General features: G+C 67.3%; 19 protein-coding genes and 2 tRNA genes. 12 read left to right on the forward strand and 9 right to left on the reverse strand.

The genetic code is table 11. The annotated features are described in order from the left end of the window. Positions 1 to 17: 17 nt before the first annotated feature. Positions 18 to 2,603: an aminopeptidase N gene (gene pepN / locus RU01_RS01550; RefSeq protein WP_042572757.1), complete on the reverse strand. Its 2,586-nt coding sequence runs from the start codon at positions 2,601 to 2,603 to the stop codon at positions 18 to 20. Positions 2,604 to 2,767: 164 nt separating this feature from the next. Here pepN and RU01_RS01555 point away from each other — a divergent pair, with 164 nt between their 5' ends. Further along, the gene (locus RU01_RS01555) at positions 2,768 to 3,379 is read left to right on the forward strand and encodes a mycothiol-dependent nitroreductase Rv2466c family protein (RefSeq protein ID WP_042572758.1); all 612 of its coding nucleotides are present in this window, start codon (positions 2,768 to 2,770) and stop codon (positions 3,377 to 3,379) included. A gap of 52 nt (positions 3,380 to 3,431) precedes the next feature. Here the strand turns inward: RU01_RS01555 and RU01_RS01560 are convergent, their stop codons facing one another. Next, positions 3,432 to 4,142, reverse strand: a complete 711-nt coding sequence (locus RU01_RS01560) for a DUF429 domain-containing protein (protein ID WP_231568558.1) — start codon at positions 4,140 to 4,142, stop codon at positions 3,432 to 3,434. 16 nt (positions 4,143 to 4,158) lie between these two features. Here RU01_RS01560 and RU01_RS01565 point away from each other — a divergent pair, with 16 nt between their 5' ends. Both RU01_RS01565 and RU01_RS01570 read left to right on the forward strand, forming a co-directional pair. Next, positions 4,159 to 4,656: a ribose-5-phosphate isomerase gene (locus tag RU01_RS01565; protein ID WP_042572759.1), complete on the forward strand. Its 498-nt coding sequence runs from the start codon at positions 4,159 to 4,161 to the stop codon at positions 4,654 to 4,656. 35 nt (positions 4,657 to 4,691) lie between these two features. After that, positions 4,692 to 5,489, forward strand: a complete 798-nt coding sequence (locus RU01_RS01570; protein ID WP_042572760.1) for an Fpg/Nei family DNA glycosylase — start codon at positions 4,692 to 4,694, stop codon at positions 5,487 to 5,489. A 2-nt stretch (positions 5,490 to 5,491) separates the two neighbouring features. Here the strand turns inward: RU01_RS01570 and RU01_RS01575 are convergent, their stop codons facing one another. Genes RU01_RS01575 through RU01_RS01585 form a run of 3 tightly spaced genes read right to left on the reverse strand, consistent with a single transcriptional unit; the run spans position 5,492 to position 8,722 of the window. Then, the gene (locus RU01_RS01575) at positions 5,492 to 6,298 is read right to left on the reverse strand and encodes a hypothetical protein (protein WP_042572761.1); all 807 of its coding nucleotides are present in this window, start codon (positions 6,296 to 6,298) and stop codon (positions 5,492 to 5,494) included. Between the two features lie 39 nt (positions 6,299 to 6,337). Then, positions 6,338 to 7,345 carry an iron-containing redox enzyme family protein gene (locus RU01_RS01580; RefSeq protein WP_042572868.1) on the reverse strand — a complete coding sequence of 336 codons (1,008 nt, stop codon included), beginning with the start codon at positions 7,343 to 7,345 and terminating at the stop codon, positions 6,338 to 6,340. Positions 7,346 to 7,366: 21 nt separating this feature from the next. Continuing rightward, complete coding sequence (locus RU01_RS01585; protein WP_052493066.1) at positions 7,367 to 8,722, reverse strand: EAL domain-containing protein; 1,356 nt, start codon at positions 8,720 to 8,722, stop codon at positions 7,367 to 7,369. Between the two features lie 196 nt (positions 8,723 to 8,918). On the opposite strand from RU01_RS01585, the gene nhaA reads away from it, so the two are divergent. Further along, a complete protein-coding gene (nhaA, locus tag RU01_RS01590) occupies positions 8,919 to 10,211 on the forward strand; it encodes a Na+/H+ antiporter NhaA (RefSeq protein WP_042572762.1) in 1,293 nt (430 codons plus the stop codon). A 9-nt stretch (positions 10,212 to 10,220) separates the two neighbouring features. Here nhaA and RU01_RS01595 read toward each other — a convergent pair whose 3' ends face one another. Then, positions 10,221 to 11,063: a universal stress protein gene (locus RU01_RS01595; RefSeq protein ID WP_042572763.1), complete on the reverse strand. Its 843-nt coding sequence runs from the start codon at positions 11,061 to 11,063 to the stop codon at positions 10,221 to 10,223. A gap of 287 nt (positions 11,064 to 11,350) precedes the next feature. On the opposite strand from RU01_RS01595, the gene RU01_RS01605 reads away from it, so the two are divergent. After that, complete coding sequence (locus tag RU01_RS01605) at positions 11,351 to 11,776, forward strand: STAS domain-containing protein (RefSeq protein ID WP_052493067.1); 426 nt, start codon at positions 11,351 to 11,353, stop codon at positions 11,774 to 11,776. Between the two features lie 74 nt (positions 11,777 to 11,850). Here RU01_RS01605 and RU01_RS01610 read toward each other — a convergent pair. Beyond that, positions 11,851 to 11,924: transfer RNA gene (locus tag RU01_RS01610), tRNA-Gly, on the reverse strand. A 190-nt stretch (positions 11,925 to 12,114) separates the two neighbouring features. Here RU01_RS01610 and RU01_RS01615 point away from each other — a divergent pair. The 5 genes from RU01_RS01615 to clpX all read left to right on the forward strand — a co-directional run bounded on the left by RU01_RS01615 (position 12,115) and on the right by clpX (position 16,676). Beyond that, a tRNA-Pro gene (locus RU01_RS01615) sits at positions 12,115 to 12,188 on the forward strand. Between the two features lie 90 nt (positions 12,189 to 12,278). Beyond that, positions 12,279 to 13,673, forward strand: a complete 1,395-nt coding sequence (gene tig, locus RU01_RS01620; protein ID WP_042572765.1) for a trigger factor — start codon at positions 12,279 to 12,281, stop codon at positions 13,671 to 13,673. Between the two features lie 181 nt (positions 13,674 to 13,854). Next, complete coding sequence (locus RU01_RS01625) at positions 13,855 to 14,451, forward strand: ATP-dependent Clp protease proteolytic subunit (RefSeq protein WP_042572871.1); 597 nt, start codon at positions 13,855 to 13,857, stop codon at positions 14,449 to 14,451. 53 nt (positions 14,452 to 14,504) lie between these two features. Next, positions 14,505 to 15,170 (forward strand): ATP-dependent Clp protease proteolytic subunit, encoded by a 666-nt coding sequence (locus RU01_RS01630; RefSeq protein ID WP_042572766.1) that lies wholly within the window; start codon positions 14,505 to 14,507, stop codon positions 15,168 to 15,170. Positions 15,171 to 15,395: 225 nt separating this feature from the next. After that, positions 15,396 to 16,676, forward strand: coding sequence for an ATP-dependent Clp protease ATP-binding subunit ClpX (clpX, locus tag RU01_RS01635; RefSeq protein ID WP_042572767.1), 1,281 nt, complete (start codon positions 15,396 to 15,398; stop codon positions 16,674 to 16,676). Between the two features lie 88 nt (positions 16,677 to 16,764). Here clpX and RU01_RS01640 read toward each other — a convergent pair whose 3' ends face one another. Both RU01_RS01640 and RU01_RS01645 read right to left on the reverse strand, forming a co-directional pair. Then, positions 16,765 to 17,973 carry an acetyl-CoA C-acetyltransferase gene (locus RU01_RS01640; RefSeq protein ID WP_042572768.1) on the reverse strand — a complete coding sequence of 403 codons (1,209 nt, stop codon included), beginning with the start codon at positions 17,971 to 17,973 and terminating at the stop codon, positions 16,765 to 16,767. After that, positions 17,966 to 18,796, reverse strand: coding sequence for an IclR family transcriptional regulator domain-containing protein (locus tag RU01_RS01645; protein WP_042572872.1), 831 nt, complete (start codon positions 18,794 to 18,796; stop codon positions 17,966 to 17,968). The genes RU01_RS01640 and RU01_RS01645 overlap by 8 nt, the downstream gene beginning before the upstream one ends. A gap of 70 nt (positions 18,797 to 18,866) precedes the next feature. Between RU01_RS01645 and RU01_RS01650 the strand changes: the two genes are divergently transcribed. Together RU01_RS01650 and RU01_RS01655 are read left to right on the forward strand one after the other, a co-directional pair. After that, a complete protein-coding gene (locus tag RU01_RS01650) occupies positions 18,867 to 19,613 on the forward strand; it encodes a CoA transferase subunit A (RefSeq protein ID WP_042572873.1) in 747 nt (248 codons plus the stop codon). Continuing rightward, positions 19,610 to 20,254: a CoA transferase subunit B gene (locus RU01_RS01655; protein ID WP_042572769.1), complete on the forward strand. Its 645-nt coding sequence runs from the start codon at positions 19,610 to 19,612 to the stop codon at positions 20,252 to 20,254. Before RU01_RS01650 ends, RU01_RS01655 begins: the two co-directional genes overlap by 4 nt. Positions 20,255 to 20,259 lie beyond the last annotated feature (5 nt).

Below are 20,259 nucleotides of genomic sequence, written 5' to 3' on the forward strand. Positions count from 1 at the left end.
CTGCTCTCGTTACCGGGTCAGGCGCTGTCGGCCGCCCGTGCCGCCAACGACCGGACGACGGACGCACGGCCCTCGACCACGAGGCGCTCGAGCGCCGGCGGATGGTCGCCCGCCAGGAACGCGTCGGCCGCGGCCACCGAATCCTCGCTGATCGACCACGAGGGGTAGAGCCCGACGACGACGGTCTGAGCCACTTCGCTCGACCGCCGCGCCCACACGTCCGAGATCGCCTCGAAGTAGCGGGAGACGAACGGCGCCAACAACTCACCCTGCCCGGTGCCGGGGAACGCTCCGATGATGGCGCGTGCGGTGATGTTGGGCAGCGAGTCGTTCTCGATGACCGTCGTCCAGGCTTCTTCCTTCACCGAAGCCTGCGGACGCGACGCGCGGGCTGCTGCGGCGTTGCGGGCTCCGGCCGCGGTGTTGTCCTTCTGCGCTTCGGCGTCGATGACGGGGGTCTCGTCACCGGTGTCGACCGCACCGCTTCGTGCCAGCGCGGTGACGAGCCGCCACCGTAGATCGGTGTCCACCGTCAGCCCGCTCAGCTGCTGACCGTCGACGTCGCCGTCGAGGAGGCCCTGCAGGACGTCCGTGTGGCGCTCGGCGAGTACCGACGACGCCAGCGCGTTGACGTAGGCCAACTGATGGTCCGATCCACCGTCGGCGCTGCGCGCGAGCTCCAACAGGCGGTCCGCGAACTCCGGCCATCCCGTGCTGTCCGCCCACTGCGGATCGGCGTAGCTGCCCAGGGCCGTCTGCGCCTGCAGCAGAAGACGCTGCACCACACCGACTTCGGTTTCCGACGTGATGCCGCGCTGGACCAGTGCCACGAAGTCACGTGCCTTGAGATCTGCCTGGCGCGTCATCTCCCATGCCGCCGACCACGCCAGCGTGCGGGGGAGCGACTCGGTGATGTCGCCGATGCGCGCGATGAGTGTTTCGAGCGAGGTCGGATCGAGCTGGAGCGAGCAGTAGGTGAGGTCGTCGTCGTTGACCAGGACCAGTCGACCGGCCGGTGTGCCGACCAGGGCGGGAACCTCGGTGCGTTCCTGCGCCTCGACGTCGAGCTCGACGCGCTGTGTGCGCGCGAGCGGGCCGGTGTCGTCACCGTCGTAGACGCCGACGGCCACGCGGTGCACGCGGCGCTCACCCTTGCCGGGCGCCGCGGCACCCTGCACCACGGCGAAGGACGAGTAGTTGCCGTTCTCGTCGATCTCGAATTCCGGTGTGAGCGTGTTGAGTCCGGTGGTGCGCAGCCACTGGTCGCCCCAGTCGGACAGATCGCGACCCGAGGAGGTCTCGAGTGCCGACAGCAGGTCCGAGAAGGTCGCGTTGCCGAATGCGTGATCGCGGAAGTAGCTGCGCAGGCCGGCGAGGAAGTCCTCGAGCCCCACGTACGCGACGAGTTGCTTGAGGACGCTGGCGCCCTTGGCGTAGGTGATGCCGTCGAAGTTCACCTCGACCGCAGCGAGATCGGGGATGTCGGCGGCGATGGGGTGCGTCGACGGCAACTGGTCCTGGCGGTAGGCCCAGGACTTCTCCACGTTGGCGAACGTCGTCCACGCGCTCTTGTACTCGGTGGCCTCGGACTGGCAGAGCACCGACGCGAAGGTGGCGAAGGACTCGTTGAGCCACAGGTCGTCCCACCAGCGCATGGTGACCAGGTCGCCGAACCACATGTGCGCCATCTCGTGCAGCACCGTCTCGGCGCGCCGCTCGTAGGAGTAGCGCGTGACCTTGGAGCGGAAGACGTAGTCCTCGAGGAACGTCACGGCGCCGGCGTTCTCCATGGCGCCGGCATTGAACTCGGGAACGAACAATTGGTCGTATTTGCCGAAGGCGTAGGGAACGCCGAAGTTGCGATGGTAGAACTCGAAGCCCTGCTTGGTCTCGGTGAAGAGACGGTCCGCGTCCATGTAGTCGGACAACGATGCGCGGCAGTAGATTCCGAGCGGGATGGTCCCGTGGTCGTCGGAGTACGAATCGGTCCACTGCGCGTACGGACCGGCGATCAGCGCGACCAGGTAGGTGCTCATCACCGGAGTCGTCTCGAACACGTGCGTGACCGCACCGGACGCGGCGTCCGACGTGCCGGTCGCCGCAGCGTTGGAGATGACGGCCCAGTCCTTCGGCGCGGTGACGGTGACGTCGAACGTGGCCTTGAGGTCGGGCTGGTCGAAGCACGCGAACATGCGCTTGGCATCCGCGGTCTCGAACTGGCTGTAGAGGTACACCGAGCCGTCCGAGGGATCGACGAAGCGGTGCAGGCCTTCACCGGTGTGCGAGTAGACGCAGTCCGCGACCACGGTCAGCTCATTGTGCTCGGCGAGATCGGTCAGCGAGATACCGGTCGACTCGTCGTAGGACGACACGTCCAGCTCGGTTCCGTTCAGCGTCGCGCTGGTCACCGAGGCGGCGACGATGTCGACGACGCTGGACGATCCCGCCGTCGCGTCGAACGTGACTGTCGTCGTCGAGGAGAAGGTCTTCTCTCCCGGGGCACCCGACGAATCCGTCAGGTCGAGCGTGATGGTGTAGTTCTTCACCGAGAGCAGCGAGGACCGTTCCTCGGCCTGGTCCCTGGTCAAATTGGGGGCAACCACGTGCACCCTTCCTGTCGATTTCTCTCGCGACCGCCGAACTGCGGTCGCCGCTGACTCCATCCCATCATGACGCCGACGGCGACGTGGGGGTAGAACAGGTGTGTCGGGAGCGGGCGGCACGACGCGCGCACCCACCGTGACGCATTTTCGACGAAAGGACCGACGTGAGCGATTCCAAGGACGTGGCCGATTTCTGGTTCGACCCCCTCTGCCCGTGGTGCTGGATCACCTCGCGCTGGATTCTCGAGGTGGAGAAGGTCCGCGACATCGAGACCAAGTTCCATGTCATGAGCCTGTCCGTCCTCAACGAGGGACGCGATCTCCCCGACGAGTACGTGGAGATGATGAAGAAGGCGTGGGGCCCGGTGCGGGTCGCCATCGCCGCGGCGGAGGAGAAGGGCGACGAGATCCTCCCGTCGCTCTACACCGAGATGGGCACGCGGATCCACAACGAGGGCAACAAGGACTTCACCGACGTCATCGAGAAGTCGTTGGCAGCCCTCGATCTCCCTGCGTCCCTCGCCGACGCCGCACTCTCCACCGATCACGACGCAGCCCTGCGCAAGAGCCACCACGAGGGAATGGACAAGGTGGGCAAGGACGTCGGCACCCCGACGATCCACATCAACGGCGTCGCATTCTTCGGGCCCGTGCTCTCCCGCATCCCCCGAGGCGAGGAAGCCGGAAAGCTGTGGGACGCATCGGTGATCTTCGCGTCGTACCCGCACTTCTTCGAGCTCAAGAGGTCCCGCGACGAGGATCCTCAGTTCGACTGATCCCTCACGCCACCCCCGTCGGGACTCCCCGGCGGGGGTGAGTCGTCTCTTCTCAGACGACGATGCGATCGGGGCGGCCGCCGGCATCGACCGATCCGTCACCGAACACGACGGCCTCGCCGGTGAGCCAGCGCCGTGCCGACCACGCTGCGGCGACCGCGTCGAGAACGTCGTCCATCGCCGGGCCGTCGGCCAGTGAGCGCACGCTGTCGAGCAACTCCACCGTGCCGACGACCGCCGACAGCGCCGCGATGCGCTGGGCGACGCCGCGGGCGCGCTTCTTCGACGTGAACGTGACCGTCGGTGCCAGCGCTCGGAACGACGACTCGGGGTGCACTTCGACCACCCGGCTCGGATCGGGTGCGGCGTCCTCCCACGCGCGGATGTAGGCGGTGAGAAACCACGACTGCTTGCTGATCGCCTTGCCGGTGCGCACACGGGCGATCACGCACGCCTCTTCCCACGACGGCGCATACACCGCGTCACGGACCGGGGTGGGGAAGAGTGACGACCGCGCCGGGCCGAGGAACGTGCGCACCGCCGTCTCGCTCGCGCGGACGCCGGCGTCGGGAATCGCGAGAGGCATGTCGACGCCGACAGCCGCGCAGTCGGCGGTCAGAACCAGGACGTCCGACACGGTGTCCACCAGCGTCGTCGACAGGTGGGTGCCGTCGAGAACGGCCACGACCCAACGGCCGGCGGCGCCGTCGACACCGGCGACCGGCCCCACCTCGCACGCTGACGTCGAGTCGGGGGAGGACACCTGTCAAACTCTAGCCATGCGCGTATACCTGGGTGCCGATCACGCCGGCTTCGAATTCAAGAATCAGATCATCGACCACCTGCGGGAAACAGGTCACGAGCCGATCGACTGCGGCGCGTACACCTACGACGCCGTCGACGACTACCCCGCGTTCTGCATCGAGGCCGCCCGCCGCACCGTCGCCGACCCCGAGAGCCTGGGCCTGGTGCTCGGAGGATCCGGTAACGGCGAGCAGATCGCCGCGAACAAGGTGCCCGGCGCTCGGTGCGCTCTCGCGTGGAGCGTCGAGACCGCCCAGTTGGCGCGTCAGCACAACAAGGCCCAGCTCATCGGTATCGGTGGCCGCATGCACACTCTTCCGGAGGCTCTGGCCATCGTCGACGCGTTCCTTGCGACCGAATGGTCGAACGAAGAGCGCCACCAGCGCCGCATCGACATCCTGTCCGAGTACGAGCGCACCGGTGACGCACCGGCCGTGCCCGGTGCGCCCGAGGCCGGTGCCGGCTCCGAATAAGGCAGTCAGGTCGGCTCGACAGTCAGGGACAACCCATGCCCGAGGGGCACACTCTTCATCGTCTGGCGCGCTTGCACCAGAAGCGCTTCGGCGGACAGGCCATCGAGGTCTCCAGTCCGCAGGGCCGTTTCGTGGACGGCTCCGAGTGGGTCTCCGGGCATGTCCTGAAGCGGGCGGACGCGTGGGGAAAGCATCTGCTCCACCGATACGACAACGGTGCGATCGTCCACGTGCACCTGGGCCTGTACGGGAAGTTCGGGGAGCAGTCGGTGCCGATGAACGAGCCGGTCGGTCAGGTCCGTATGCGGATGGTCGGTGAGGAGTACGGCACCGACCTCCGCGGGCCGACGCGATGTGAGATCTTCGACGACACACAGGTCGACGCTCTGATCGCCCGCCTGGGCCCGGACCCGCTGCGCAAGGAGTCTGATCCGGACAAGGCGTTCCACCGAATCCACAAGTCGGCCATGGCCGTCGGCGCCTTGTTGATGGAACAGGACGTCATCGCCGGAATCGGCAACGTCTACCGCGCCGAACTGTTGTTCCGTCACCGCATCGACCCCTTCCGCCCCGGCAAGAAGCTGGACCGTGAGGAGTGGGAACCGATGTGGTCGGACCTGGTGGAGCTGATGAAGGTCGGTGTCCGCCGCGGCCGGATCATCACGCTGGACAAGGAGCACGACTCCGGGGCCGGCTCACGCGGTCCCGGCCGGCCGCGCTCCTACGTCTACAAGCGCAACGGCCAGGCGTGCCTGATCTGCGGAACCACGATCCTCACTGCGGACATGAAGGGCCGCAACCTCTTCTGGTGCCCGACCTGCCAGGCGAGCTAGGGCTAGAACCCGCCGCCGAAGTCGCCGCCGCCGAAGTCACTACCGCCGAAGTCACTACCGCCGAAGTCGCTACCGCCGCCGTCGCTGTAATCGCCACCGCCGTCGCCCATGTCGCCGGAATCGCCACCACCGTCGCCGTAGTCGCCACCACCGTCGGAGCCGTCACCCTCGCCGCTGGCGAAGTTGTTCTCGTCGTATCCCACGCCGGACATGCCGGAGAACATCGCCGAGAACAGGAACATCGACCCCATTCCCCACGCGCCGGCGACGAGCGCGGGCTTCCACCACGGCTCGGAATACCAGCCGGCAGGGACGGGACGACCGGCGACGCGGCCACCCGGGTAGTAGTTGGGGGTGCGATCGGACGGGCCGGGGCTGGCCGTCACCGGGCGCCCCTCGAAGTCGACGGTGCGTTCCTCGGTCACCTCGCCCGCCGACTTCTGGCCGTCGATGGTGGGAACCTCGGGGCCGGGATCCATGCCCATGGCCAGCCGCGCGGCACGGATGTAGTAAAGACCCTCCAGCGCCGTCTGTTTCGCGAGCCGGGCCTGGGTAGGGGACTGCGCCTGATCGATCTGCGAGCCGGCTGCGGTGTACCGCTCGGACGCGTCGGCCAGCGCTTGCTTCGACGCGGAATCGGACCCGACCAGGTTGTAGACCTGCCCGCCCAGGCGTTCGATGGCCTGCCGGGCATCGGCTTTCGCGTCGTCGAGTGACGCCACCTCACGCTGACCGGACTTGCGCTGGGTGACGACGACGATGCCGACCACCAGTGCGATGACCACGACGACCAACAGCAGGGGTTCCATGGTGTCAGTGTACGGAGTGTCCGCCGAGCGGCCGAGTGCTCAGCGCGCCGGGCGAAGAGTGCTGCGGCCGTCCTGCCACGCCGACATGAGGTGGTCCGCGAGCACGTTCTCGACGTAGTCGAGGGCCCTCATGCCGAACACCACGTCGGCTTCGAGATGCGGCTCACGGGCGACGAGGTCGCCCACGACGTCGTGTCGCATGACCTGTTCGTGTACGGCGTCCGCTTCGACGTGTTCGGCGTAGAACGCAATGCACTCGCTCGGGAAGTCGAGGCGCTGAAGCGCTTTGACCAGCCGCTGCGAACCCGGCGACGACGTGATCTCGGTGGAGGCCAGATGGCCCACCGACGCGCCGCGCAGGGAACGGTGCAGACCGAACATCGACATCAGGTTCACCGGCGCCAGCGTCGGGGCGCCCACGCGATCGAGGTAGCCGAGGTACGAGTCGTCGAGACCCGCGGCGGCCATCAGCCCCTGGAAGAGGCGCTGATGCATCCGCTGACCCCGGCCGCCGCCGAACTCGTCGAACTCCACCGCCACGTAGGACGCCTTGGCCTGCCCCTGCAGGCGGGGAATGGTCCACGCGTGCGGGTCGGCCTCCTTCAAGTGGTACAGCGAGCGGTGGGCGAGGTACTCCTGCATCTGCTCGCGGGTGCCGACGTCGCGGAGGTGGTACGACGGCCCGGAGCCGTCGACGTGCTCGGTCGAGAGTGTGTCCATCTCGGCCTCGACGGATCCGTCGGACTCGACGTGCGCACGAACGTGGTCGAGGAACACACGTTCCATCTCGGCGCGGACTCGCAGGAGTTCCGGGTTCCATTCCCATGCGTCGTCGACACCGGGGAGGCCGCGGTAGTGCAGCTCGTAGCAGAGGTACAGCGCCAGGTGCAGGTCGTCGCTGTAGGCGTCCGTGTCGGTCACCGACACCGAGATCGACGTCGTCGCCGACGGGGGAGTCACCAGGACCGACAGGATTGCCGACGACAGGGGGCCGCGGGGCGTCGGGAGCCCGGACAGATCGTGAGCGGACAGATCGGAGTCGGTCATCGTTGCAGTCACAGCAGAGGACTACCCGCTATGACGCGAACCGAACACGGGCAGCGGTCCGGACCCCGGCTCGGTCGGAATGGGCGTCGTCCGCCGGAGGAGCAGGGTCGCCGCGTCGAGGACGAGATTCCTGTCGTAGGTGAGGCGGTAGTCGAACAGCGGGTCGTCGGCATCGGCATCCCCGGCATCGTCGAGGGGCACCTGCACACTGATCACCGCCGCGGTGAAGTGTGGACTGACGACGATGACGGACAGTTCCTTGGACAGCGGGTCGGACTCGTCGACGCTCATCCCGTGCAGCCCGGGGACCCCCAGTGCCGTGGTCACGTTGCCGTCGCGACCGAACAGGGCGACCAACGCGCCGGACGACGCGAGCGTCACCGCTCGGTCCATCTGGTCCTGGTCCACCTCGTACAGGTGCGGAACCGTGGCCAGCACGATCGTCGACGGACCGGTGGCGGTCGCATCGAGAGCGAACTGTTCGATCATCGTGCCGATCAGCGACACCCGTCCGCGCCGTGTGCCGCCCCCGGCGGCGACCAGTCCGAACGGGGTTGTCGCCAGGGGCATCCGGTGGGTGACGCCGACTGCCAGAGGTGAATCGACCGCCGGTGGTGCCGCGGCGGAGGACGGCTCGTAGAGCGGAAGCTCTGCCGGTGCGCCGAAGAGCCATCCCTGTCCGAGCGCTGCCCCCATCTCGCGGGCGAGCAGCAGGTGGGCCTCGGTCTCGATTCCCTCTGCCAGGACGACCGCGCCGGTGCGGTCGGATTCGGCCGCGACCGCGGCCAGCACGCGAGCGGTGTCCTGCGTCGCTCGTTGCTGGGTGAAGGACATGTCGAGCTTGATGATGTCGGGCCGGATGAACGGCAGCAGGGCGAGGCTGGCCGTCTCGGCTCCGACGTCGTCCACGGCGATCAGCCATCGGCGGTCTCGGACCCGTTCGACGGCGTCGAGAAGCGCGGCGGGGTCGGTGAGCAGATCGCGTTCGGTGATCTCGACGACGATCGACAGTCGGGACGCGGCGGCGAGGACGTCGGCACCTCCCGGGGGAACCGCGATGTTCATCGCGCTGGGCTCCATGTTGACGAACAATTGGAGGCTGGGCGGAAGCCGCGCCTCGAGGGCGCCGCGGAGTGCGCTGATGCGGCACATCCAGTCGAGCTGGCCGACCGTTCCGTAGGCCCGCGCCGATTCGAACAGCCGCGCCGGCGACTCCCACTCCGTGCCCGCCGGTCCGCGTGCGAGCGCTTCGTAGCCGACGAGTGCGCGGGTGGAGAGGTCGACGACGGGTTGGTAGACCGATCGCACGGTGAGCCCAGCCGGTATCTCGGCGATGCCGCGGCCTCTCTCGGGCGGGGATGCGTGACCCGTGGTCACGATCTCTGCCGCCCTCGACGCACGGTTGCCCCTTCCGGTCCCGAGATCCGCTCCGACGCGCGATCCCGACGTGCAGCTTAGGCCGTCCGCGAGCGACGGGTAGGGTGATCGCCGGTGCGCCGGGAAGTCTGGTCGGCAGTGGATTCGACGTGCCCGAGCCCGGTCACGTCCTCGATCGACACGAAGGACGCCGCCGATGACCGACTCCCGTACCTCACTTTTCTCCCGCGGATCGTGGCGAGAGACCTCGCGCGTCTCCGACATCCTGCGCAAGGAGACGGTCGGCGGAGCGCTGCTTCTCCTGGCGACGGCCATCGCGTTGGTGTGGTCCAATTCCGCGTGGTCCGCCGGCTACGACACCCTGAAGAACACGACTGTCGGGCCGTCCGCCCTGCACCTCGATCTGACGCTCGGCACCTGGGCCGCCGACGGGTTGCTCGCCATCTTCTTCTTCGTCGTGGGGCTCGAGCTCAAGCGTGAATTCGTCGCGGGTGATCTGAGGGACCCTCGTCGCGCAGCGCTCCCCATCGCCGCGGCCGTCGGCGGAATGGCTGTTCCCGCACTGATATTCGTCCTCGTGAATGCGAACACCGGCGACGGGGCTCTGTCGGGATGGGCCATCCCGACGGCCACCGACATCGCGTTCGCGGTCGCCGTGCTCGCCGTCATCAGCACGCACCTTCCGGCGGCGCTGCGGACCTTCCTGCTCACCCTCGCCGTCGTGGACGACCTGTTGGCCGTCACCGTCATCGCCGTGTTCTACACCGACGACATCAACGTCGCCGCACTGCTCGGCGCAGCGGTCCCGCTGGCGCTCTTCGGCGTCTGTGTCCAGCGACGCATCCGCTCGTGGTGGGTGTTGCTGCCACTGGCTGCCGTGACCTGGGTCCTGATGCACGAATCCGGCATCCATGCCACCGTCGCCGGCGTCCTCCTCGGCTTCACGGTGCCGGTCCTGCGAAGCGCGGCCGCCGGGGGCCCGGATGCCGGGCCGGGTCTGGCCGAGCACTTCGAGCACCGGATCCGTCCGGTGTCGGCCGGTGTGGCCGTGCCTCTGTTCGCGTTCTTCGCCGCAGGCGTGACCGTCGGTGGGTTCAGCGGTTTCGTCGACGCGCTGTCCGATCCGGTCGCTGTCGGCATCGTCCTGGCGCTGGTGGTCGGGAAGACCATCGGCATCTTCGGCACGACGGCCATGCTGTCCCGCTTCACCAAGGCGCGCCTCGACTCGGACCTGTCGTGGCTCGACGTCCTGGGCGTGTCGATGCTGGCCGGCATCGGGTTCACCGTCTCGTTGCTGATCGGGGACCTGGCGTACGGGGAGGGTTCCCTACGCGAAGACCACGTCAAGGTCGGCGTTCTGACCGGGTCCGTGATCGCGGCGGCCCTGGCCTCTGTCGTCCTCCGACGACGCAACCGTGTCTATCGCGCCATCGAGCAGAAGGAACGACTCGACGCCGACGGCGACGGCATTCCCGACGTCTACCAGTGACCGGAAGCGTCAGGAGGGTGACGGCACCACGGTCACCGGAACGTCGACGGAGTGCAGGAGCGCTCTGCTGGTCGATCCCAGCAGCAGCGACCTGAATCCTCCGCGGCCGCGGCGTCCGACCACGACGAGGCTCGCATCGGCTGCACGGGACACCAGCTCGCGGACCGGCCGGTCCTGGACGACGACGCGTTGCACCTCGACATCGGGATAGTCGTCGGCCCATCCGGCGAGTGTCTCGGCCAGCGCTGCCGACTCGTTCGCGGACGTGTGCGTCCACGCGTCGTGGTGCTCGCCGGGGATGTCCACGTCGCTCCAGGCGTGCACCGCCACCAACCCCACCCCGCGTGACGACGCGATGTCGTACGCGAATCGCACGGCCGGAACGCTGTTGTCGGTCCCGTCCACACCGACCACCACGGGTCCCGAGGTGTTCGACGTCGTCGTCGGCACGACCGTGACGGCGCAGTCCGCGTGAGTCGCGACGGCAGTGCTGACCGATCCGGAGAGTCCGCCGGTGAACTCACCGAGACCTCGCGTGCCCACGACGATCAGCGAGGCGTCCGCCGAGCGTTCGACCAGAACTCCGGCCGGAGTGCCGTGGTGAGATTCCGACGACACCGTCAGCGGACGATCGCCGGCGGCGTCCCGAGCGACGGACGTCGCGTCGTCGAGAATTCGCTGCACGGCATCGCTCGTGGTGTCGTCCACATCGGCGAACGCGGACGCCGAGACGGCCGAGGTGAGTACCAGCGGTGCACCACGGTCGACGGCGACACGTACCGCCCACCGCACCGCGTCGAGAGCCGCGGTCGAACCGTCGATGCCCACCAGGACGGGACGGGACTCGTGCATGACAAACCTCCGCAAGATGTCGAGGGCGGTGACGCGGGTGCGACACCGTCCGACCGCAGTGTTCCCGTTCCGGACGCGTCGGCGGCACGTTTCGGTCGGCATGTTCGCGATCGGTGGAACGGTGTCGAGCCGGCCGCGACACCGAATCCGCGAGACGTTACCGAGCGGTGTCGAATCCGTTATCGGATCGTGATGCTCTGCTCGCAGCCTCGACACTCTGGCGGGCGAATCTACTGAGGACGCCGGAGGACGCAACGGACCGGCACACACGAACGGGAGAGCACCACATGAACGCACTCGGAACCGACACCCACGACTCGTTCGACGATGCCGATCTGTCCGTCCTGGAGTACCGGCGGGGCGACGTCGCCGTCGTGTCCATCGCCGGCGAGATCGACATGAGCACCACGCCGGAGCTGCGCGACGTCCTCGCTCGGGTGGCATCGCGCGGCCACGACGACGTCGTGCTGGACCTGTCCGATGTCACGTTCCTCGGCAGCGCGGCGGCCGTGCTGCTGCTCGGCGCCGCATCGTCGCTGGCGAGCCGTCCGATGGTGCTCGTCGCCACCGATCCCGCGGTTCGTCGCCCGCTCGAACTGCTGGGTGTCTGCTCACCCATCGTGGTGCGGAGCTCGATCATCGAGGCGGTGTCGTTGGTGGCGGCACAGCGCGAATCGTCTGCGCTCGACAGTGCGCTCTCGCACGTCGGCTGACAGCGACCGCGGACGAACCCCCGACACGAAAAAGCCCCCCGGAGAAGGATCTCCGGGGGGCTTCGTCGTATCCGTGGAGCGGGCGACGGGAATCGAACCCGCGTAATCAGTTTGGAAGACTGAGGCTCTACCATTGAGCTACGCCCGCATGCATGCGGCGGCGCTGGGATCGCCAGCCCCTGCCGCCTGCGTTGAGGAACTGTACCGAACCCAGCGGCCGATTCGGAAATCGGCCCGCCGTCGTGCGCGGTGCGGCGTCGCCGTAGGATCGTCGTCGCACGTCCATCCGCTGTGTCGCGAGTCGGCGACTTCGCGTACGGGCGTGGTGGGAAGAAAAACGGGATGTGGCGCAGCTTGGTAGCGCATCCGCTTTGGGAGCGGAGGGTCGCAGGTTCGAATCCTGTCATCCCGACACATGACGGCGTCACAGAGTCCGACGTCATGCACAGTCGGATCATTCGTACAGATGTAATTGCAGTCGAACAGATGAAGGAGCACGTCCGTGAAGAGCACCGTCGAGCAACTGAGCCCGACGCGAGTCCGTATCAACGTTGAGGTGCCCTTCGAGGAGCTCAAGCCTGATTTCGACCGCGCCTACAAGACGCTCGCACAGCAGATCCGTCTCCCCGGGTTCCGTCCCGGCAAGGCGCCGGCGAAGCTTCTCGAGGCTCGGGTCGGACGCGCGAACGTCCTCAACCAGGTGGTCAACGACGCGTTGCCGGCCAAGTACAACGACGCGCTGAGCTCCACAGAGCTCAAGCCGCTCGGTCAGCCGGACATCGAGATCACCAAGCTCGAGGACGGCGAAGAAATCGTCTTCACCGCCGAGGTCGACGTCCGCCCCGAGATCACGCTCCCGGACTTCTCGTCCCTGACCGTGACCGTCGACCCGGTCGAGATCACCGACGACGCCGTCGACGAGCAGCTGCTGTCGCTGCGTCAGCGTTTCGGCACCCTCACCGGCGTCGAGCGCGCCGCGCAGACCGGTGACTTCGTGTCCATCGACCTGTCCGCGACCGTCGACGGGAACGACGTTCCCGAGGCGTCGACCGAGGGCCTGTCGCACGAGGTCGGATCCGGCCAGCTCATCGAGGGCCTCGACGACGCCATCGTCGGACTGTCGACGGGGGAGTCGAAGGAGTTCACCACCACACTCCTCGCGGGCGATCATGCCGGCCAGGAGTCGCTGGTCACCGTCACCGTCAAGTCGGTCAAGGAGCGCGAGCTCCCCGAGCCCGACGACGAGTTCGCGCAGCTCGCCAGCCAGTTCGACACGTTCGACGAGCTGATGGCCGACCTCCGTGAGCGCGTCGCACGCGTCAAGAAGGTCGAGCAGGCCGGACAGATCCGCGACAAGGTGCTCGAGGCTCTCCTCGAGACCGTCGAGGTTCCCGTGCCCGAGGCTTTCGTCAAGGCGGAGATCGACTCGGCCGTGCACGACGCCATCCATCCTCTCGATCACGACGAGGACAAGCTGGCGCAGCAACTCGAGGCAGCCGGCTCCTCCCGCGAGGAGTTCGACACGAACGCCCGTGAGAGCGCCGAGAAGTCGGTCCGCACGCAGCTCCTGCTCGACACGATCGCCGACGCCGAGTCGGTCCAGGTCGGACAGGAAGAGCTGACCCAGAACATCGTCTTCCAGGCGCAGCGCTACGGCATCGCACCGGAGGAGTTCATCCAGCAGGTGCAGCAGGCCAACCAGCTGCCGGCCCTGTTCGCCGACATCCGTCGCAGCAAGGCCCTCGCCGCCGTCGTCGACCGGGTGTCGGTCACCGACACCTCCGGCGCCGGCGTCGACACGAAGGAACTGTTCGGCGATCCGGACGACGACGCCGCCGAGGCGTCCGACGAGATCACCGCGGCCGACGATTCGGCTGCGGGCGAACAGCAGACGTAACGCTCACAGCGAACGACGGCGGTTCCGGGACTCCGGGGCCGCCGTCCTTCGTTAGTGTCGATGACAGAGAACTCGAGCGTTCGAGCGAGACATAACCGAGAACGAGAAGGCAGGTACCGTGACCACCACGAACCCGGTGACCAACCCGAATACGGCAGGGTCGAGTGTGACCGCTCCGGTCATGACGTCCGCGACCGCCGGACTCAACCTCAGCGACTCCGTCTACGAGCGACTGCTCCGTGAGCGCATCATCTTCCTCGGCACGCAGGTCGACGACGACATCGCCAACAAGCTGTGCGCGCAGATCCTGCTGCTCTCCGCCGAGGATCCCACCCGCGACATCGCGCTCTACATCAACTCGCCCGGTGGTTCCGTGTCCGCCGGTATGGCCATCTACGACACGATGAACTTCGCCGAGTGCGACGTCGCCACCTACGCGATGGGCCTCGCGGCCTCGATGGGTCAGTTCCTGCTCACCGCGGGCACCAAGGGCAAGCGCTACGCCCTGCCGCACGCGCGCATCATGATGCACCAGCCGTCCGCCGGAATCGGCGGCAGCGCAGCGGACATCGCGATCATGGCGCAGCAGTTCGCACTCACCAAGCGTGAGATGGCCGAACTCATCGCCCAGCACACCGGACAGACGTTCGATCAGGTCACCGAGGACTCGGACCGCGACCGGTGGTTCACGGCGCAGCAGGCACTCGAGTACGGGATGGTCGACCACGTCATCTCCCGCGCCACGCAGGCCGGCGGCACCAGCGGAGCCGACAACTGATCGGAGATGGTCTCGCGCCGCCCGATCACTTCACCCTCACACCTGGAGTACTGATGTCACAGCTCTTCGATCCCCGTTCGCTTCCCGGTTCCAGCTCGCCTGCCGGCCCTGATTCCCGCTACATCCTCCCGTCGTTCGTCGAGCACTCGAGCTACGGCGTCAAGGAGTCCAACCCGTACAACAAGCTGTTCGAGGAGCGCATCATCTTCCTCGGCGTCCAGGTCGACGACGCGTCGGCCAACGATGTGATGGCTCAGCTCCTTGTCCTCGAGGGTCTGGACCCCGACCGCGACATCACGATGTACATCAACTCGCCCGGTGGCTCGTTCACCTCGCTGATGGCTATCTACGACACGATGCAGTACGTCCGCGCCGACGTGGCGACGGTCTGCCTCGGCCAGGCCGCGTCGGCCGCCGCGGTCCTGCTCGCTGCCGGTGCACCCGGCAAGCGTGCGGCACTGCCGAACGCCCGCGTCCTGATTCACCAGCCGTCCACCGGCGGCGTGCAGGGCCAGGTGTCGGACCTCGAGATCCAGGCCGCGGAGATCGAGCGGATGCGTCGCCTGATGGAGACCACCCTCGGTCGCCACACCGGCAAGGACCCCGATGTCGTCCGCAAGGACACCGACCGCGACAAGATCCTCACCGCGGAAGAGGCCAAGGAATACGGCATCATCGATACCGTCTTCGAGTACCGGAAGCTTTCCGCTCGTAAGTGATGCGCTTTGCGCCGGAGCCGCCGCGACACGCCCGACCATTCCGGGTCGGTCGCGGCGGCTCAGCCGGTTCTGCGCCACCTGAACTGCATCGATTCACCCACGTCGGGGGCGTGCGACGCCCGTCGACATGGGCCTGTCTGGATGCGCCAGAAGTCGACCTCCCGCTCCGAAGGCGGGTACGGTCGCAGCAGAGATTTCACGATCCACAAGTGAGGACTAACGCACATGGCACGCATCGGTGACGGTGGCGACTTGCTCAAGTGCTCTTTCTGCGGAAAGAGTCAGAAGCAGGTCAAGAAGCTCATTGCCGGACCAGGCGTCTACATCTGTGACGAATGCATCGATCTGTGCAACGAGATCATCGAGGAAGAACTGGCCGAGTCGAGCGAGGTGAAGCTCGACGAGCTTCCCAAGCCCGCCGAGATCCGGGACTTCCTCGAGAACTACGTCATCGGTCAGGACACGGCGAAGCGTCGTCTGGCCGTCGCGGTCTACAACCACTACAAGCGGATCCAGGCCGGCGACAAGGCGCGGGACTCACGTGGTGAGACCGTCGAGCTCGCGAAGTCGAACATCCTCATGCTCGGACCCACCGGCTGCGGCAAGACCTACCTCGCGCAGACCCTGGCCAAGATGCTGAACGTGCCGTTCGCCATTGCCGACGCCACCGCGCTGACCGAGGCCGGCTACGTCGGTGAGGACGTCGAGAACATCCTCCTCAAGCTCATCCAGGCCGCGGACTACGACGTCAAGCGTGCCGAGACCGGCATCATCTACATCGACGAGGTCGACAAGATCGCCCGCAAGAGCGAGAACCCGTCGATCACCCGCGATGTGTCGGGCGAAGGTGTGCAGCAGGCGCTGCTGAAGATCCTCGAGGGGACGCAGGCCAGCGTTCCTCCGCAGGGCGGCCGCAAGCACCCGCACCAGGAGTTCATCCAGATCGACACCACCAACGTGCTCTTCATCGTCGCCGGCGCGTTCGCCGGTCTCGAGAAGATCGTGTCGGATCGCATCGGCAAGCGCGGCCTCGGCTTCGGTGCCGAGGTGCGGTCCAAGGCCGAGATCGACACGCAGGATCACTTCGCGGACGTCATGCCCGAGGATCTGATCAAGTTCGGTCTGATCCCGGAGTTCATCGGACGCCTCCCCGTCGTCGCGTCGGTGACGCACCTGGACAAGGAATCCTTGGTCACCATCCTGTCCGAGCCGAAGAACGCGCTGGTCAAGCAGTACACGCGTCTGTTCGACATGGACGGTGTGGAGCTCGAGTTCACCCCCGACGCCCTCGATGCGATGGCCGAGCAGGCCATCCACCGCGGCACCGGTGCCCGTGGACTGCGCGCCATCATGGAAGAAGTGCTCAACCCGGTCATGTTCGACATCCCCAGCCGGGACGACGTGGCGAAGGTCGTGGTGACCGCCGAGACCGTCGTCGACAACGTTCTCCCGACCATCGTGCCGCGCAAGCCCGACCGTCCGGAGCGTCGCGACAAGAGCGCGTAACCCGACAGACGAGCAATGGACGTCCACCCCCGATCACCGGGGGTGGACGTCCATTGTCGTCTCCAGGAGGGTCGTCCGCAGGGTCGAGTCAGACTCGTTCGAATACCGCGGCCAGGCCCTGACCGCCCCCGATGCACATCGTCTCGAGGCCGTACCGCGCGTCACGACGCACCATCTCCCGCGTGAGCGTCGTCAGGATGCGGGCGCCGGTCGCTCCCACAGGGTGCCCCAGGGAGATTCCCGAGCCGTGCGGGTTCAGCCGGTCGTCTGTCGGGTCCATCTTCCACTCGGTCAGGACCGACAGCACCTGCGCGGCGAACGCCTCGTTCAGTTCGACGATGTCCATCTGCCCCAACGTCAGTCCGAGACGTCCGAGGACCTTCTCGACCGCCGGAACCGGACCGATACCCATCGTCTTCGGTGCGACACCCGCGGCGGCCCATCCTGCGAGCCGAACGAGGGGGCGCAGACCCAGAGCGGCAGCCTTGTCCGCAGTGGTCACGATGCACAGCGCGGCGCCGTCATTCTGGCCGCTCGCATTGCCGGCGGTGACGGTGGACGCCGGATCGATCGCGCCGCGAATGGCGCGCAACCTGCCCAGGGACTCGACGCTGGTGTCCGCACGAGGGTGCTCGTCGTCCGTGACGACGAGCGCGTCGCCTTTCCGCTGGGGCACGGTGACGGGGACTATCTCCTCGCCGAACACTCCGCTGCGCTGAGCGGCCACGGCACGCCGGTGGGACTGCACCGCGTACGCATCCTGGTCGGCACGCGATATGCCGTACTGCTCACGGAGGTTCTCCGCGGTCTCGATCATCCCGCCGGGAACGGGGAAGTTCCTGCCGCCCGCGGTGACCCGGGCGCGCGCGAGTCTGTCGTTCAGGGCGACCGACTCACCGGCGACCCCCCAGCGCATTCCGTCGCTGTAGAACTCTGTGGAGCTCATGGACTCCACGCCTCCCGCGAGCACGACGTCGCTCATGCCGGTGGACACCTGCATGCAGGCATCGAGGACGGCTTGCAGACCCGAGCCGCACCGCCGATCGACCTGCCGCCCGGGAACGCCGATCCCCAGTCCCGCGTCGAGTGCGGCGACCCGACCGATGGCCGGCGCCTCACCGTTCGGTGACCCTTGTCCGAGGATGACGTCGTCGATGTCGGAACCGGACAGACCTGTGCGGGAGAGTATTTCGATGATGACGGCGGACGTCAGGTCGGTGGGCGGGACGGTCTTCAGTACTCCACCGAAGCGGCCTACCGGGGTGCGGAGGGGTTCACAGATGACGGCGTCAGGCATGGTGGCTCCCTCGATCGGGGGTGGTGGAACCGACACGTGAGACGTCGGTATCGATAGCGGCGGCCGCACGCAGGAGAGCGGGCAGCAGGGTGGAGGTCAGGTCGTCGAGCGAATACCTCGCCGCCGGCGTGCTGATGTTGACGGCCGCGTCCACGGAACCGTCGGGGCCGTGCAGGGGGGCGGCGAGTGAACGGAGGCCCACCTCGAGTTCCTGATCGACGATGCAGAAGCCCTGCTCGCGAACTCTGTCGAGTTCGGCGCGCAGGCTGCTCTCGGTGTGCGCGGTACGACCGGTCAGGTCGACGAGGTCCGCGCGGTCGAAGTACGCATCGAGGTACGCCTCGTCCGCGCCCGCGAGCAGGACTCGCCCCATCGACGTGGCGTACGCCGGGAATCGAGTGCCGATGGTGATGGACACGGTCATGATGCGGCTCACCGGAACTCGCGCGACGTAGACGACGTCGTCACCGTCGAGGATGGAGACGGACGAGGATTCGTGAACCGTCTCGGTCAACGCCTCGAGGTGTGGCCCGGCGATCTCCGGTAGCGACAGCGACGACAGGTAGGAGTATCCGAGTTCCAGCACTCGGGGAGTCAGGGCGAAGGTCGACCCGTCGGTGCGGACGTATCCGAGGTCGACGAGTGTCAGCAGGAATCGGCGCGCGGTAGCCCTCGTCAGGTCCGTCGCCCGCGCGACGTCGGACAACGTGCGCCGGGGATGCTCGGCGTCGAAGGCGCGGATCACGGACAGTCCGCGTCCCAGGGACTGCACGTAGTCCGTCGAGGCACCCCGCATGTCCGTCGGTGGTTCCGGCTCTCCCATGACGTGCTCCTGTTCGCATGACGAATAGATGTTCATACTACGCACAGCGTGCGCTATCGTGGGCCGCATGATGGACAAGGTGATGGCGTCGGCGGGCGAGGCGGTGGCCGACATCGAGAGCGGTGCGTCGATCGCCGTCGGTGGATTCGGGCTCGTCGGCGTACCCGAGGTGCTGATCGCGGCGCTGCTCGAGCAGGGTGCGAGCGATCTCGAGACGATCAGCAACAACTGCGGCACCGACGGGTTCGGGCTGGGAATCCTGCTCGAGCAACGCCGTATCCGTCGGACGATCAGCTCCTACGTGGGATCGAACAAGGAGTTCGCGCGGCAGTACCTCGGCGGCGAACTCGAGGTGGAGCTGACCCCGCAGGGCACGCTCGCCGAACGGCTCCGGGCCGGCGGGGCGGGTATCCCCGCGTTCTTCACCCCCGCCGGCGTCGGCACGCAGGTGGCCGACGGCGGTCTGCCGCAGCGGTACGACTCGTCCGGTGGCGTCGCTCTGGCGTCGTCACCCAAGGAGACCCGCGAGTTCGACGGCATCGCCTACGTCCTCGAACGCGGGATCGCTGCCGACTACGCCCTGGTGCACGCGTGGAAGGGCGACCGATTCGGCAACCTCGTCTACCGGGCCAGCGCCCGGAACTTCAATCCTCCCGCCGCGGAGTCGGGCCGGATCACCATCGCCCAGGTCGAACACCTCGTGGAGCCGGGCGAGCTGAACCCCGAGGACGTGCACACCCCGGGAATCCATGTGAACCGCGTCGTGGTGGTCGGACCCGTCACGGTCGGCGTCGAGCAGAGGACGGTGCGGTCATGACCTCGAGGAAACTCACCCGCGACCAGATGGCGGCCCGCGTCGCCGCGGAACTCCAGGACGGCCAGTACGTCAATCTCGGCATCGGAATGCCGACGTTGATCCCGAGCCACATCCCTGCCACGACGACGGTGATCCTGCACTCGGAGAACGGTGTTCTCGGTGTCGGCCCGTATCCCACCGAGGAGGAACTGGACCCGGAGTTGATCAACGCCGGCAAGGAGACGATCACGGTGATGCCGGGGGCGTCCTTCTTCGACTCGGCGCAGTCCTTCGGCATGATCCGCGGCGGCGCCGTCGACGTGGCGGTCCTCGGTGCGATGCAGGTGGATCGCAACGGCGCCCTCGCCAACTGGATGATCCCCGGACACATGGTCAAGGGCATGGGTGGCGCGATGGACCTCGTCCACGGTGCGCGTCGGGTGATCGTGATGATGGAGCACGTCTCGAAGAGCGGCGAGCCGAAGATCGTGGAGACCTGCACCCTGCCGCTCACGGGCAAGGGGTGCGTGCAGCGCATCGTCACCGACATGGCGGTCATCGACGTCACCCCGGACGGTCTGGACCTGGTGGAGACCGCACCAGGGCTGTCGGTCGACGAGGTCGTCGCCGCGACGGGTGCTGCTCTGCGCGTCCGCGTGTAGCGATA

Source organism: Rhodococcus sp. MEB064 (assembly GCF_000834565.1).
In the GTDB taxonomy this organism is placed as follows: domain Bacteria; phylum Actinomycetota; class Actinomycetes; order Mycobacteriales; family Mycobacteriaceae; genus Rhodococcoides.